Origin of the sequence: Streptomyces sp. NPDC086549, from assembly GCF_044746205.1 — a bacterium.
Lineage (GTDB): Bacteria > Actinomycetota > Actinomycetes > Streptomycetales > Streptomycetaceae > Streptomyces.
Genome location: NZ_JBIVBS010000010.1, coordinates 23,343 through 36,568 on the forward strand (window position 1 = coordinate 23,343; position 13,226 = coordinate 36,568).

General features: G+C 71.2%; 13 protein-coding genes. 6 read left to right on the top strand and 7 right to left on the bottom strand.

The window, feature by feature from the left end:
* Positions 1 to 176 precede the first annotated feature (176 nt).
* Positions 177 to 419: a hypothetical protein gene (locus ACIPSA_RS28360; RefSeq protein ID WP_402639353.1), complete on the top strand. Its 243-nt coding sequence runs from the start codon at positions 177 to 179 to the stop codon at positions 417 to 419.
* On the top strand, positions 412 to 1,506 hold the full coding sequence (locus ACIPSA_RS28365; RefSeq protein WP_402639354.1) for a response regulator: 1,095 nt from the start codon (positions 412 to 414) through the stop codon (positions 1,504 to 1,506). The genes ACIPSA_RS28360 and ACIPSA_RS28365 overlap by 8 nt, the downstream gene beginning before the upstream one ends.
* Before the next feature lie 53 nt (positions 1,507 to 1,559).
* Here the strand turns inward: ACIPSA_RS28365 and ACIPSA_RS28370 are convergent, their stop codons facing one another.
* Both ACIPSA_RS28370 and ACIPSA_RS28375 read right to left on the bottom strand, forming a co-directional pair.
* Complete coding sequence (locus ACIPSA_RS28370; RefSeq protein WP_402639356.1) at positions 1,560 to 2,423, bottom strand: fumarylacetoacetate hydrolase family protein; 864 nt, start codon at positions 2,421 to 2,423, stop codon at positions 1,560 to 1,562.
* Positions 2,424 to 2,623: 200 nt separating this feature from the next.
* Positions 2,624 to 3,421, bottom strand: a complete 798-nt coding sequence (locus ACIPSA_RS28375; RefSeq protein WP_402639358.1) for an acetoacetate decarboxylase family protein — start codon at positions 3,419 to 3,421, stop codon at positions 2,624 to 2,626.
* 110 nt (positions 3,422 to 3,531) lie between these two features.
* Between ACIPSA_RS28375 and ACIPSA_RS28380 the strand changes: the two genes are divergently transcribed.
* Both ACIPSA_RS28380 and ACIPSA_RS28385 read left to right on the top strand, forming a co-directional pair.
* Positions 3,532 to 4,146, top strand: a complete 615-nt coding sequence (locus tag ACIPSA_RS28380; RefSeq protein ID WP_402639360.1) for a TetR/AcrR family transcriptional regulator — start codon at positions 3,532 to 3,534, stop codon at positions 4,144 to 4,146.
* 292 nt (positions 4,147 to 4,438) lie between these two features.
* Entirely contained in the window at positions 4,439 to 4,657 is a 219-nt protein-coding gene (locus ACIPSA_RS28385) for a hypothetical protein (protein WP_402639362.1), read from the top strand.
* Between the two features lie 405 nt (positions 4,658 to 5,062).
* On the opposite strand, the gene ACIPSA_RS28390 is transcribed toward ACIPSA_RS28385, so the two are convergent.
* A complete protein-coding gene (locus tag ACIPSA_RS28390; protein ID WP_402639364.1) occupies positions 5,063 to 5,728 on the bottom strand; it encodes a TetR/AcrR family transcriptional regulator in 666 nt (221 codons plus the stop codon).
* Positions 5,729 to 5,898: 170 nt separating this feature from the next.
* On the opposite strand from ACIPSA_RS28390, the gene ACIPSA_RS28395 reads away from it, so the two are divergent.
* Positions 5,899 to 7,326 carry a DHA2 family efflux MFS transporter permease subunit gene (locus ACIPSA_RS28395; protein WP_402639366.1) on the top strand — a complete coding sequence of 476 codons (1,428 nt, stop codon included), beginning with the start codon at positions 5,899 to 5,901 and terminating at the stop codon, positions 7,324 to 7,326.
* A 97-nt stretch (positions 7,327 to 7,423) separates the two neighbouring features.
* Here the strand turns inward: ACIPSA_RS28395 and ACIPSA_RS28400 are convergent, their stop codons facing one another.
* From ACIPSA_RS28400 to ACIPSA_RS28415, 4 genes are all read right to left on the bottom strand, one after another.
* Positions 7,424 to 8,764, bottom strand: coding sequence for a hypothetical protein (locus tag ACIPSA_RS28400; protein ID WP_402639368.1), 1,341 nt, complete (start codon positions 8,762 to 8,764; stop codon positions 7,424 to 7,426).
* Positions 8,761 to 9,426, bottom strand: coding sequence for a response regulator (locus tag ACIPSA_RS28405; RefSeq protein ID WP_402639370.1), 666 nt, complete (start codon positions 9,424 to 9,426; stop codon positions 8,761 to 8,763). Before ACIPSA_RS28405 ends, ACIPSA_RS28400 begins: the two co-directional genes overlap by 4 nt.
* Positions 9,423 to 10,679, bottom strand: a complete 1,257-nt coding sequence (locus tag ACIPSA_RS28410; RefSeq protein ID WP_402639371.1) for a sensor histidine kinase — start codon at positions 10,677 to 10,679, stop codon at positions 9,423 to 9,425. Before ACIPSA_RS28410 ends, ACIPSA_RS28405 begins: the two co-directional genes overlap by 4 nt.
* Before the next feature lie 132 nt (positions 10,680 to 10,811).
* A complete protein-coding gene (locus tag ACIPSA_RS28415) occupies positions 10,812 to 11,954 on the bottom strand; it encodes an ABC transporter substrate-binding protein (RefSeq protein WP_402639372.1) in 1,143 nt (380 codons plus the stop codon).
* A gap of 251 nt (positions 11,955 to 12,205) precedes the next feature.
* Between ACIPSA_RS28415 and ACIPSA_RS28420 the strand changes: the two genes are divergently transcribed.
* Positions 12,206 to 13,180 carry a threo-3-hydroxy-L-aspartate ammonia-lyase gene (locus ACIPSA_RS28420; protein WP_402639374.1) on the top strand — a complete coding sequence of 325 codons (975 nt, stop codon included), beginning with the start codon at positions 12,206 to 12,208 and terminating at the stop codon, positions 13,178 to 13,180.
* Positions 13,181 to 13,226 lie beyond the last annotated feature (46 nt).

Genomic DNA, 13,226 nt, shown 5'->3' on the forward strand with positions numbered 1-13,226 from the left:
TCGGGAGTGTTGCTGACCGTCTGGCGGCGGCCGCAACAGGCCCTGGATGTTGCCGGTTTGTCGAATTCCTGGCGCAACGGATTCATCTGTCGTCATTGTGTGGCTCGCAGCAAGGCGGGCCCATCCGGGGCGCGCTGTCCCGGCCGGCGTCGGCGGGGTGAGGAAGGGAAGGCGCGATGGATCGTTCGCTTGTGTCGGTGAGGGCGGCGCTGGTGCTGTTACTCGCCGCGCTGGCCGGTGTGGGGGCCGGCCTGTTGTCGGTGCTGGCCGGAAACGGGGTGGCGGTCGGTGTGCTCGCCGGGCTCACTGCCGCGGGCGGGGCCGTGCCGGTGTTCAACCAGGTGATCGCCCCGGACACCACCCACCGCAGGCCGGCTGTACCCGGGGCGGGAACGAAGGGCGGTAGCGCCGGTGGGTGAGCTGCGTCCTCTCGCCCCGGACCTGACAGCGGAATCCCGTGCGCTGGCCATGGCGCTGCGGGAGCTGTTCGAAGGCCTGGAAGTCTCGGTCCGCCGTTACGCGGCCCGCCGCGTTCGGGACGCCGGCACCTTCTCCCGCTATCTCAGTGGCACCCGCGTGCCGCCCTGGGAAGTGGTGATGGACCTGTTCACCGACGTCGCCGAACATCGTGGCATGGCCGCCACCCCGGACGCCATGGAACTGGTGCGCCGCCTGCACCGGGCGGCCGTCGAGACCAGCGCCTCACCCCGCCATGCGGTCGCGGTACTCGAGCGGCAACTCGCCGAGGCCGACCGCGACTCACGCCGCTCCACCGCCCGCGGCGACGCACTGAGCGACGCGCTGCTGGACCGCAAACACCGCATCGCCGACCTGGAAGTGCGTCTGAACCAGCTGGAAGCCGAATGGAGCGCGGAACGCGAACGAGCCGAACGCCTGGCCGCGGCCGGCCCGGACGTCAGCGGGCTCCTCCACGAACGCGACCATCTGCAGGACGAAGTCACCCGTCTGTCCGCCCAGCTCCACGAAGCGCAAAAACAGCGCGACGAAGCAGAACAGCGCTGCACACTGCTGGAACGACAGCTGGAAGCGGTCGAACAGGCCCCGACCGTCGCCACCGTCACCCCTGCGGTCTCGCGGGCCATGCCCAAGGTCCTCATCGTCGACGATCAGCCGGACAACCTGATGGCCATGACCGCCGTCCTGTCCACCCTCGACCAGAAGCTGGTCGCCGTCTCCTCCGGCCGCGAAGCCCTCAAAGCCCTCCTCGATCACGACGACTTCGCTGTGATCATCATGGACGTGCAGATGCCCGACATGGACGGCTACGAGACCGCCGCCCACATCAAACGACGCCCTCGTACCCACGACGTCCCCATCATCTTCCTCACCGCCATGGGCGCCGACCCCGAACACTCTGCCCGTGGTTACGCCGCAGGCGCGGTCGACTACATCGGCAAGCCCTTCGATCCCTGGGTCCTGCGCGCCAAAGTCGCGGTCTTCACCGGTATCTACCTCGAACAACGGCGCCTCGCCGGAGAGCAGTGACCACCCCGCTCGCCGACCGCTGTCCCTCGGGCGACCTTGGAATCCGTTGCATGTCAGGGGGCTGTTTCCTGCCGGGCTCCGGCGGTGAAGTGCTGTTCCAGGGTGCCGATGCCCTCGATGCGGGAGGTCAGGACGTCGCCGGGGGCGAGGTAGCGGGGTGGGTTCTGGCCCATGCCGACGCCGGCGGGGGTGCCGGTGAGGATGACGTCGCCCGGGTAGAGGGTGATGACCCGGGTGAGGCGGGCGATCAGTGTGGGGACGGGGAAGATCAGCTCGTGGGTGTTGCCGTCCTGGACCACCTCGCCGTTGACGTGCGTGGTCAGGCGCAGGTCGGCGGGGTCGGGCAACTCGTCGGGGGTGACGAGCCAGGGGCCGAGCGGGGTGAAACCGGCGTGTGACTTGCCGAGGCTGAACTGCGGGGCGGGGCCGGACATCTGGAGCACGCGCTCGGAGAGGTCCTGCGCGACGGTGTAGCCGGCGATGTGGTCCCACGCCGCAGCCTCGGTGACGTGGGATGCGGTGGTGCCGATGACGACGGCGAGTTCGACCTCCCAGTCCACGTTGCCCTCCGGAAGCCGGACCGTGGTGTACGGGCCGGTGAGGGAAGAGGCGAACTTGGTGAACACCGGGGGCAGTCCCTCCGGGACGGCGAGACCGGTCTCGGCGGCGTGGTCGCGGTAGTTGAGGCCGAAGGCGACCAGTTGGGAAGGGGCCGGGACGGGTGAGTCCAGTTCCGTACGGTCGTAGGGGCGGCCCTCGGGCAGTGACGCTCCGCCGGCCCAGGCGCGGAAGTCGGCCCACTGGGGGTAGACCTTCTGCGGGTCGGGGCCGAAGCGGCCGCCACTTGCGTCGGCGACATCGACGGCTCCGGTGTCGGTGATCAGGTGCAGTCGTCCGGTCAGATTGGCGAGGCGCATCAGGCTTCCTTTGCGAGTTCGGGGTCCCTGCGGCAGGTCGGTCCGGCGGCGGTCAGGGTGAGGTGCCGGGCCATGTGTGAGTTGCGGCCGCACCCCCAAGGCTCGGGGCACGGCCGCGGTGGGGACGGCTCGTGGGGGTACGGTCCCCGGGGCCGGCATGTGATGGCTCGGGTCACGGCTCTCGTGGTGTGTGAGAGCGATCAGCTGCTGTGGTCGACGAGGGTCTTGAGGTCGGTCACGGTGTAGGCCAGGTCGAAGTGGAATCCCTTGCCGACGCGCTGGATGGCCAGGTCGGCGAGTTCCTCGCCGCGGGCGGGGAGGAAGGCGAGGTCGGCGGTGCCGACCCAGGCGTCGTTGATGGCAGTGTTGTCCAGGACGGACATGACCAGCTCGTGGACGGCGGGCTTGTCGTGCTGTCCGGCGGCCAGGCGGGGGAAGTGGCGCAGGTTGACCACGGGGCGGTTCATCAGGGCGGTGGGGTCGGGGACCGCCTGCTCAAGGGTGATCCTGGCTTCGGCGATGCGCTGTCCGGTGGAGGATGCGGTGGCGCCGAACTGTCCGCCCGGGCCGAGGACAGGGGTGCCGGGTCCGCCGACGGAGTAGGCGCGCGTCTGGTGGACGGTGCCGAGCTTCTTGGGGAAGCCCTGGACCCAGCCGCGGGCCATGGCGGAGTCGTTGTCGACGTAGATGTACGGGCACCAGGCCACCGGTGTGCCGTTGTAGCGGGCGTCCAGGGTGACCAGGAACTCGCGGTACTGCGAGCGTGCGGGGTCCAGGTACTCCAGGTCCGTGGAGGAGTACTGCCAGTCGATGAACATCGCGACGCCGCGGCCGGCGGAGTCCGGGTCCGGGGCAAGGCCCTCAGGCAGGGTCGCGGCGGCGGCTGCCGGGTCGGCGAAGAACTCCACACCCACCACGGTGCCGGCGTAGTGCCACGGCGGAATGGGCGCCAGGTTCGCTATGCCGCGGGGAGACAGGGGGACGGTGTAACCCTTCATGTCACATCCTTGAGGAAGAGGCGGAGGGAAACGATACGTATCGTTTCATCGACGTCCACGACCGTAGCACGCCTTGACCCTGAAGTGAAACGATACGTATCGTTCAATCCATGACATCTGTCTTTTCCTCGGCCCAGGTGGCCGGTGGGCCGCGCTCTCTTGCGAAGATCCTCGACGCGGCACGGGGGGTCCTGTCGGAACACGGATATCCGGCGCTGACCATCGAAGCCGTCGCGGCGGCCGCGGGCGTCGGCAAGTCCACCATCTACCGCTGGTGGCCCAACAAGGAGGCGCTCCTGGCCGACGCGCTCGCCGAGGTCTTCCGCGCCGATGACATCCCCGACCTCGACGACACCCACGCCGAGCTGCGCTATGCCGTCGACATGACCATCGACAACTATGCGAACGAGGACATAGCCGCCTCGCTGCCCGCGCTCGCCGCCGGCCTGCTTCCCCACCCCGAACTCATGAGCCGGTTCCGGGAGGCCTTCCTGTTCCGCAAGCGCGAGAACATCGCCGTCGCGCTGCGCCGCGCCATCCAGCGCGGCGATCTGCCCGACGACCTCGACACCGACCTCGTCCAGGACATCTGGGCCGGCACCATCCTCTACCGGCGGCTCATGACCGGCTCCCCCCTTGACGCCGACCTCGCGGAACACCTCGTCCACCTCGTCACCAGCACGCAGGCGCGGCGCGGCGACGAGTGTGGCCGCAAGAACGCGTGAGCCGCGCCCCACGCCTGGCGGCGCGGGCCGCGGGCGTCGACCCACGTGAGAGCCGGATCAGCGACCTGCCCGTGGACAGGTTGCTGATCCGGCTCGGTCCGAGCGGCTACGCCGTACACACGCGGGCCACACATGGACCCGTCGCGCATACGGCCACAACAAGTTCCTGGCCGGCGGCGATCGCCTCGGCGAACCGCAGCATCGCGAAAGCGACGGGCCGCCGAGCTGGTCACGGAGAATCCGATGGCAGAACGCCATCGGCACCCAGGAATGGTCCAAGCGGGCCGCCGCGGTGCCCTCGCATCACGGGGATCTCATCGCCGACCTGACGAGGCGGTACGCGGACACCTGGCGGGAGTTCGCAAACGAGTTGGATGGCCTGGCGCCCTCACGCGCGGGTGTGAGCGGTTGCTTCGATGCCGATTCGATCGGCGACCGTCTGCTGGAAGTGCCGGCACTGGGTGAAGTCCTCGTGGTCGCAGTCCAGGGCGCACTCGATGAGTTCGAGTGAGGCATGGGCGGCGGCGCTACGGGGGCGCGGTGCGTCTGCTTCCTGCTGAAGAATGTCCCGGCGCGCCGCCGGATCGCCGGCGGCGGACAGGGAGCGGACCGTGCCCAGGGGCAGGCCGGCCTCCTTGGCCCGCAGGATGACCGCGACGCGAGCGACCCCGCCCTCACGCGCACCTCGAAACCGGCTGTCGGCATCAGGTTTCGGCTGCTCCGAGCAGCTTTTGGCACGGGGACCATGTTTCCCCTGCGCGCCCGCGCGGAACGGGACCGTTCGTTCCTGGCCCTGCCGATCTTCGTTACCGCGGGAACCAGCCCGCGCTGACGCTGCCGTGTGGAGCCTGCCGCCGGTCCGGAGCTGCAGGAACAGCCGCCGGTTGCCGGACCGGGGACCGCTTCCCCGGACGGTTTACGGCTTGTCGGCGTCCGGTGCGTAGTGGCCGAGGAACATGTCGACCCCGCTGGTGATCAGGCGCTCGGTGAGGTCGTCGTCGAGGGAGGTGCCGTGGGCGCTGAACACCAGGTGCGGGTAGACCATCAGCGCGTACAACTGCAGGATGGCGACCTCGATGTCGGGGATGTCGAGCCGCCCCTTGTCCACCAGGTGCTGCAGCGCGCCCGCCATGGCGGGGTGATGGCGTTCCGGTCCGGCCTGGTGCCAGACGGCGCCGAGTTCGGGGAAGCGGTGAACTTCGCGGGCGACGACGTTGCGCAGGGCGAGGACGTCGGGGTCGGTGCGGATGTTGTGCACCCAGGCGTGGGCGGCGTCGGTGAGGGCTGCGCGTAGGTCGTCGGAGTCGGCGAGGCAGTCGATCGCGGCGACCAGCGTGCCCCCGAGCGGGGCGTCGAGCGAATCCTTCACGACCCCGATGAACAGGGCCTCCTTGCTGCCGAAGTGGTTGTAGACGGTCACCTTGGACACGCCTGCCGCCGCGGCGATGGCGTCCACGCTCACGTCGAAGCCGTCGCGCAGGAACAGCTCGCGGGCCGCCCCGACGATCGCCCGCCGCTTGGCCTCGGCGCGCGGCCCGGCGGGTGGCTGCCTGACGGGTGACGTTGCGTCCGTGGAGGTCATGGAATCAGTCTACCCAGCACTTGAACTGAACGGTTGAGTTCATATGAACTGAGCCGTACAGTTCAAGTGCAGCCCATGGGTCATGGCCGTGTGCCGGAGCCATGGCTTGTCGGCAGCTCGCCGCGTTCCCACCGAACCGACAACACAACGGCCCGCACGGAGGAATCGTCATGAGCCATGCCCACCACACCCTTCCCGCGGAGCACGCGTCCGCGCCGCCCGTACCACGCCGCTGGTCGATGCTGGCGCTGCTCTGCCTGGCCCAGTTCATGCTCATCCTGGACGTCACCGTCGTGAACGTGGCACTGCCCGACATGGCCGCTGACCTCCACCTCGGCCGCGAGGCGCTCACCTGGGTCGTCACCGCCTACACCCTGTGCTTCGGCGGGCTGATGCTGCTCGGCGGCCGGCTCGCGGACGCGCTGGGCGCCCACCGCACGGTGCTCGCCGGCCTGGCGGTGTTCACCGCGGCCTCGCTGGTGACCGGCCTCGCGGGCGGTGCTTCCGTGCTGCTGGCCGGCCGTGTCTTCCAGGGCATCGGGGCCGCGCTGCTGTCCCCGTCGGCGCTGTCGATCGTCACGACCAGTTTCCACGGCGCGGAACGCAACAAGGCCCTCGGCGTGTGGGCGGCACTCGGCGGCACCGGATCGGCCGCGGGCGTCCTGCTCGGCGGCGCCCTGACCGACGGGCCCGGCTGGCAGTGGGTGTTCTACGTCAACGTGCCCGTCGGCCTCGTCGCCCTGGCGACGCTGCCCGCACTGCTCCCTCGCCGCGCTCCCCAGCCCGCCCGGCTCGACCCGACCGGCGCGGTGCTGGTCACCGCGGGCACCGGCTCGCTCATCTACGGCCTGGTCAAGGCGGGGGACGCGGGCTGGGGGAGCGCGACCGCCATCCTGCCGCTGCTCGGCGCCCTCTTCCTGTACGGGGCGTTCGCCGCCGTCGAGCGGGCGAGCCGGGCCCCGCTGATGGACCTGCGGATGTTCACCCGGCGCCCGGTGGCGGCAGGCGCGTTCCTGATGCTCGTCGCCACCGCGCTGCTCATCGGGTTCTTCTTCCTCGGTTCGGTCTACCTCCAGCATCTGCGCGGCTACAGCGCCTTGAAGACCGGCCTGGTGTTCCTTCCGGTCGCCGTGGCCACAGGGATCGGCGCCCACCTCGGATCGCGGCTCGTCGGCCGGATCGGCAGCCGCGTGACCGCGGTGGCCGCCCTCGTGGTGGCCTCTGGCGGGATGGTGCCGCTGGCCTGGCTGCCCAGCGACGGCAGCGTGTACGCGCGGCTGCTGCCCGGCCTGGTCGTCGCCTCGTTCGGCGTTGGCGCGGTTTTCGTCACCGCCACCACCACCGCGCTCGCCCTGGTCGCCCCGGAGGAGGCCGGGTTGGCCTCGGGAGTCGTCAACACCTTCCACGAGGTGGGAGGGTCGATCGGTGTCGCCGTACTGTCCACCGTCGCCGCTTCCGGTATCGAGCAGGGGGTGGCGGGCGGATTCCGGGACGCCTTCGCCCTCAGCGCGGCCGTGGCCGCGCTGAGCGCGCTGGTCTGTCTTGTCCTCGTACCGCACGGCAAGCCGCAGGCGACCGGCGGCCCGCACGTGCACTGAGGCCGGAGCGGGGTGCGGCGACCTCGGCCGCACCCCGCTCCGGGCCATCCGATGACCGGTCCGCCGGCCGGCACCGGATCAGGGCGACGACCTGTAGTCAGACCCTGTCGAGCGGCAGTCGCCAGCGCAGCAGCAGGTGCTCGTCGGTCAGGGCCACCAGCTCTCCGGCGGCGGGGTGGTGATGCGTCGGGCTGAAGCCCTCGACGGCTCCCAGGCGGCTGCCGTCGGCCGGGTCCCAGATCTTCAGGCCCGCGGAGTCGGAGGAGAACAGCAGTCCGCCGGCCGCGAAGAATCTGCCCTCCGGGCCGCCGAAGGTCATGACCTCGGGGGCGACCGGGGCAGGCCGGTGACCGGCCGGCCGGGAGCCCGCCCCGCCGACGTCGAAGATCCGGGCGCCACCGACGATCTCGTAGTCGTCCTCGCCGATTCCGCCGACGACCAGCCGATCGTCGTCGAGCCACACCACGGGGCGGTTCCAGTGGTAGAGGCATCCGGGCAGCTCGGTCCGGCTCGGACCGTCCTCGGACTCGAACGGGTTGCCCGCCACCCAGTCCCGCAGGTTCCACGCGGTGACGACGCCCACCGGAGCCCACACCCAGCCGTCGTCGGCGATACGCACGCCTGTGGGGCTGACCGTGAGACCACCGTGGAAGTAGTCGAGTACCCGTTCGCTCCGGGGGTCCTCGCCGGGCTCGAACTCCCGTGCCGTCAGCAGCTCGCCGGTGGCGGGGTCCGACAGGTCGAGCCGGTTCCATTCCGTACGGTGGATCAGGACAGTACGGCCGTCGTGGCCGGCGAACGCGGCGGAGAACGGGACGGTGTCGTTGTGGTACGTACCGCCGTCGAGCGTGAGGGTGACCGCGCCGGTGGAGAGGTCGAACACCTCCCCCTGGTTCGCGTGGTCGACCACCACGGCGGCGAAACGGCCGTCCGCCGAGGCGATCAGCCGTCGGCTCGGCGCACGACCGCAATAGGGCTCCGCGTCGGCGGGAACCTCGACCGTCGTGCGGGCTTCCTCCGCCCACTCACCCGTGTCGCAGTTCCAGCGCACGATCCGCCCGTCCGCGCACAGCACCAGCCAGGTGACGCCGGCCGCGGCCACGGGCGCCAGGTCCTCGGCCGGACCCAGCGCGGGCGGCACCGGGGTGGCCACCACCCTTCGGTCGAACTCCCGTGGCCGGTCCAGGACTTCCGGTCGACCGGCCGCGCCGAGAAGATCGCCCTCGGTGTCGTCGAAGCAGTCCTCGCAGACCTGCTCCACGGCGGCCACGGCCCCGGAATCCACCAGGGCGCGGCAATCCCCGCAAATGCGGGCCGAGTTCGTCCCGGCACCGGTGTACCAGGTGTAGTGGTCGAGCACCTTGGCACGGGACGAGCGGATGTGAGCGCACAGCGGCGGGCCGTACGGCGGTGCGTCGTGGCCGCAGACCGGCGTCATCGGCGTCCTCCCGGCTGTCCGAGGTCGATGAGCCCCCGGCGCACCGCCTCCGACACGGCCGCCGCCCGGTTCTCGGCCTTCAGCTTGCGGTAGATGCGCACGAGGTGGGTCTTGACGGTCGCCTCGCTGAGGAACAGGGCCTGTGCGATTGCCCGGTTGCCGAGCCCCCGTGCCAGCAGGCCGATGACCTCGACCTCGCGCTCGGTCAAGTCGGGCTCGGGGCTGACCACTTGGCCGACGAGCTCGCCCACCACCTCGGGGGAGAGGACCATGGCACCGGTGGCCGCGCCGCGGACGGCGCGGAAGAGCTCCTCGGCCGGGCCCGCCTTCAGCACGTAGCCGCGGGCGCCCGCCTCCAGCGCGCGTACGACGTCGGTACGGCCGGAGTAGCTGGTCAGCATCAGCACCGGTACGACCGGTGCCTCGACGGCCAGCCGCCGTACCGCTTCGATGCCGTCGATCCCGGCTCCCGGACCGGCGAACCGCAGGTCCATCAGTACGACGTCCGGTGTCAGCAGGACGGCGAGCCGGACGGCTTCCTCGCCGCTCCCCGCCTCCGCGATCACTGTGAGGTCCGGTTCGCCGTCCAGCAGGGCCCGCAGCCCGGCCCGTACCACGGCGTGATCGTCCGCGACGAGCAACCGGATCCGCACGCCGGTCATCCGGCGGCCGCCGACGTGATGCGGGCACGTGCGGGGACGACCGGACGTGCGGGGACGACCGCCCGGACCCGGGTGCCCCGGCCCGGCGCACTGGTGACCCGCAGATCACCACCGCACTCGCGCAGTCGGGCCCGCGCCGCGGGCAGACCGAAACCACGGGTCGGCCGAGCGGCCGCGCGCCCGTCGGCCGGGTCGAAGCCGGCACCGTCGTCGCACACCTCGAGTTCGATCCGGTCCGCCCGGTGCCGCAGGGTGACCAGCACGTCCACCGCGTGCGCGTGTTCACGCACGTTCGCCAGCGTGCTCTGCGCGACGCGGAACAGGGTCGCGGCCGCCCGCTCGTCCAGGGCCGGGCGGCTGTCCCCCAGCGAGCGGAACCTCACCCGCTCCGCGAACCCGTCGCCCCCGGCCTGCGCGCACAACAGGCGCAGCGAGCCCTCGAGACCGGCCTCGGCGACGGCGGCCGGCGTGAGGCCCAGGATGATACGGCGGGTCTCGGCGAGATTGGCGTCCAGGCCGTCGGCGACCGCCCGGACCCGGGTACGGGCCACGTCCGGCCGCCGTTCCCAGTCCCGTTCGGCCGCCTGCAGCAGCATCAGGCTGCCGGCGAGTTCCTGGGCCAGCGTGTCGTGCAGGTCGCGGGCGATCCGCGTACGCTCCGCGAGGACTCCCGCCCGCCGCTGCTCCTCCGCCAGGACGCCCCGCGTGCCGCGCAACTCCTCGACCAGACGCTGCCGTTCGGCGACATCCCGCTGCTGGGCGCGGTACAGGGCGACGGTGCCCCAGACGGCCGCGACGGGGATCAGCACCAGCTCCGGGTCGAACCACCCCGCGGTCCGCACCAGTTGACCACCCAGTGCGACGGTGATCGCGGCCACCGCCACCACGGCCGCCCGCCGTCCGAGCCCGCGCAGGGCCGCGCACGCCAGCGGCACCCCGCACCAGGCGTAGGCGGCGGTCAACGGCGGCGGGGCGAGGAGGGTGAGAACTCCCCAGAGGGAGAGGAGAGCCAGCACCCAGGCGCCCCGGTGGACGGTTCCGAGCCGGTTCCACGCGGCGAGTCCGGCCGTGTACACCAGCGCCAGCAGTCCGCTGACGACGACCATGTCCCAGCACAGCGGACTGGGCAGGCGGACGAGGCGCACGACGGCGGTGCCGACGACCACGAAGAACACCAGGTGCGGGGCGTGTTCGAGGGTGAAACGGGTGCCGCGGGCCGTCGGTGGTGCGTGGGTGGCGACGCGGTCGGGCACGGCAGATCTCCCTGGACGGACTGATCCACTCGGACAGGGCGTCCGAGTCTATCCGTGACCTCTGCGACCGGCGTGAGGAGAGGGGCTGGGCCACCGGTCCCGCGGGGAAGGCGGGACCGGCGGCCCGGAGCACTACTGGGCGCCCGGGTGCAGGCCGAGCCAGCCGGGCGTGGGGTCGCCCTTCACCTCGCCGAAGTACAGGGCGAAGGTCTGCTTCCAGCGCTCGACCTCGGCGCGGTCGGCCATGAACCGGGGGAAGCCGTCGACGTGCGCGTTCGGGTACTCCCAGATGGGCTTCAGGCCCGCCGGGGGAGTGATGTCGGTGCGTACGGACCAGCCGTTGAAGGACGCCTGTTGCTGGGTGGTGGACAACTGCCAGTTCAGGTAGAGCTTCGCGGCGGTCGGGTGCGCGGCCTGCTTCAGGACGGCCGCGCGCTGTCCCCACGCCATGAACGGGTGTCCGTCGGGGACGACCCACTTCACGGGGGCCGATGCGAGCGGCGAGCCCGAACCGCCGATGCCGATCGCCTTCTGCCCGCCACGCACCGCTTCCCCCGGGGAGTTGCTGCCCCGCGCGAACCGCACGTCCTGCGCGGCGAGGGCGGCCACCCAGTCCCAGCCGTATGTGCGGGCGTAGAGCGAATAGAGGTAGAGGACCGCGTCGTCGTCGTGCGGGTACGAAGAGGCGATCCTGCCCCGCCACTTGGGGTCGATCAGATCGAGCGGGGTGCGCGGCGCGTCCGGACCGACCGCTTCCACGCCGTACATGAAGCTGAAACCGATCGCCGCGACCGCCACCCAGGCGCCCTGCGGGTCCTTGAAGCCGTCGTGCACCTGGGAGAAACCGGCGGGCTTGTAGCGCAGCAGCCGGCCCTGTTCCTTCCAGCGCACGAAGTCCTGCAGGGTCTGGAACTGTACGACGTCGGGGACGAGGGTGCCGGTCGCGAGCTGGTTGTCGACGCGGACGTCGTGGTACTTGCTGTAGTCCACGACCACCGTCAGGTCGATCTCCGGGAAGCGCCTGAGGAAGGCCGCCCTGGTGGCGTCCTGCTGGGTCGGGGTGTCGCCACCGGCGTAGACGATGAGTCTGCCGCCCTCCGCCAGGGCGGCCCGGTACAGCTCGTCGAGCGACCGGGTCTCCTCGGGCCCGGCGGTGCTCCGGGACGCGGCGGGGGAGGCGGCCGCCGGGGTCGCGTTCGTGCCGAGGGCGCCGAGACCGAGGGTGGCACCGGCGCCGGTGGCGAGAACACGTCGTCTGCTGAGGAAGCTGGACACGCTGTGGAGACCTCTCTGATGGGGGGTGACGTACAAGGGGCCCCGGCGCCATGGGCAGTGTCGATTCTGGTCGGGCGGGGGAGGTCACCGCGTCGTCCGTACGGCGCGACGGCCGTGCCGGCGGGGGAAGCTCCGTTCAACCGGTCGGTTGAATGCCGATCCGGCGAGCGGCCTGGACATGAAGTATGGATGTTGGACAATAATTCCAGACCAAGACCTGATGACTCCGCATCGTCGAAGGGACCACGACCATGTCCGACGCCCAGCCCGTCACCCTCCAGGACGTCCAGGACGCCGCGGCGCGAATCGAGGGAGTGGCCCACCGCACGCCCGTGCTGCGCTCACGCACACTGGACGAACTGGTCGGTGCCCAGGTCTTCGTCAAGTGCGAGAACCTCCAGCGCGTCGGCGCCTTCAAGTTCCGCGGCGCGTACAACGCCGTGTCCAGGCTGACCGTGGAGCAACTGGCCAAGGGAGTCGCCGCCTACTCCTCCGGCAACCACGCGCAGGCCGTCGCCCTGGCCGCCCGGGAACTCGGCACCACCGCCGTCATCGTGATGCCGGAGGACACGCCTCGCTCGAAGCTGGAGGCGACCGCCGGCTACGGGGCGGAGATCGTCACCTACGACCGCTACACCGGCGACCGGGAAGCGATCGGGGAGGCCCTCGCGGCCGAGCGGGGCCTGGCGCTCGTGCCGCCGTACGAGCATCCGCACGTCATCGCCGGACAGGGCACGGCCGCCCTCGAACTCATCGAGGAAGTGGGGGACTTGGACGCCCTGGTCGTACCGGTCGGGGGCGGCGGTCTGATCGCGGGCAGCGCCACCGCCGCCAAGGGGCTGCTCCCCGGCATCCGCGTCATCGGGGTCGAACCGGAGGCCGGCGACGACACCAAGCGGTCGCTCGAAGCCGGGCGGCGCGTCTCCGTCCCCGTGCCCCGCACCATCGCCGACGGTCAGGCCGCCGAGATTCCTGGAGAACTCACCTTCTCCATCAACCGGCGCCTGCTGGACGGCATCGCCCTGGTCGGCGACGACCAGATCCGTGACGCGATGCGGTTCGCGTTCGAGCGCATGAAGACCGTCGTCGAACCCAGCGGCGCGAGCGCTCTCGCCGCCCTGCTGGCCCACCGGACCGGCCTCGACCCGGCACCGCGCAGGATCGGGGTGATTCTGTCCGGCGGCAACATCGGTGCCCAGCGGTTCGCGGAACTCCTCGGCGACTGAGGCCGGTTCCGGCGCGGGTGATCAGGAACCGGCGCGCTGCTGCCCG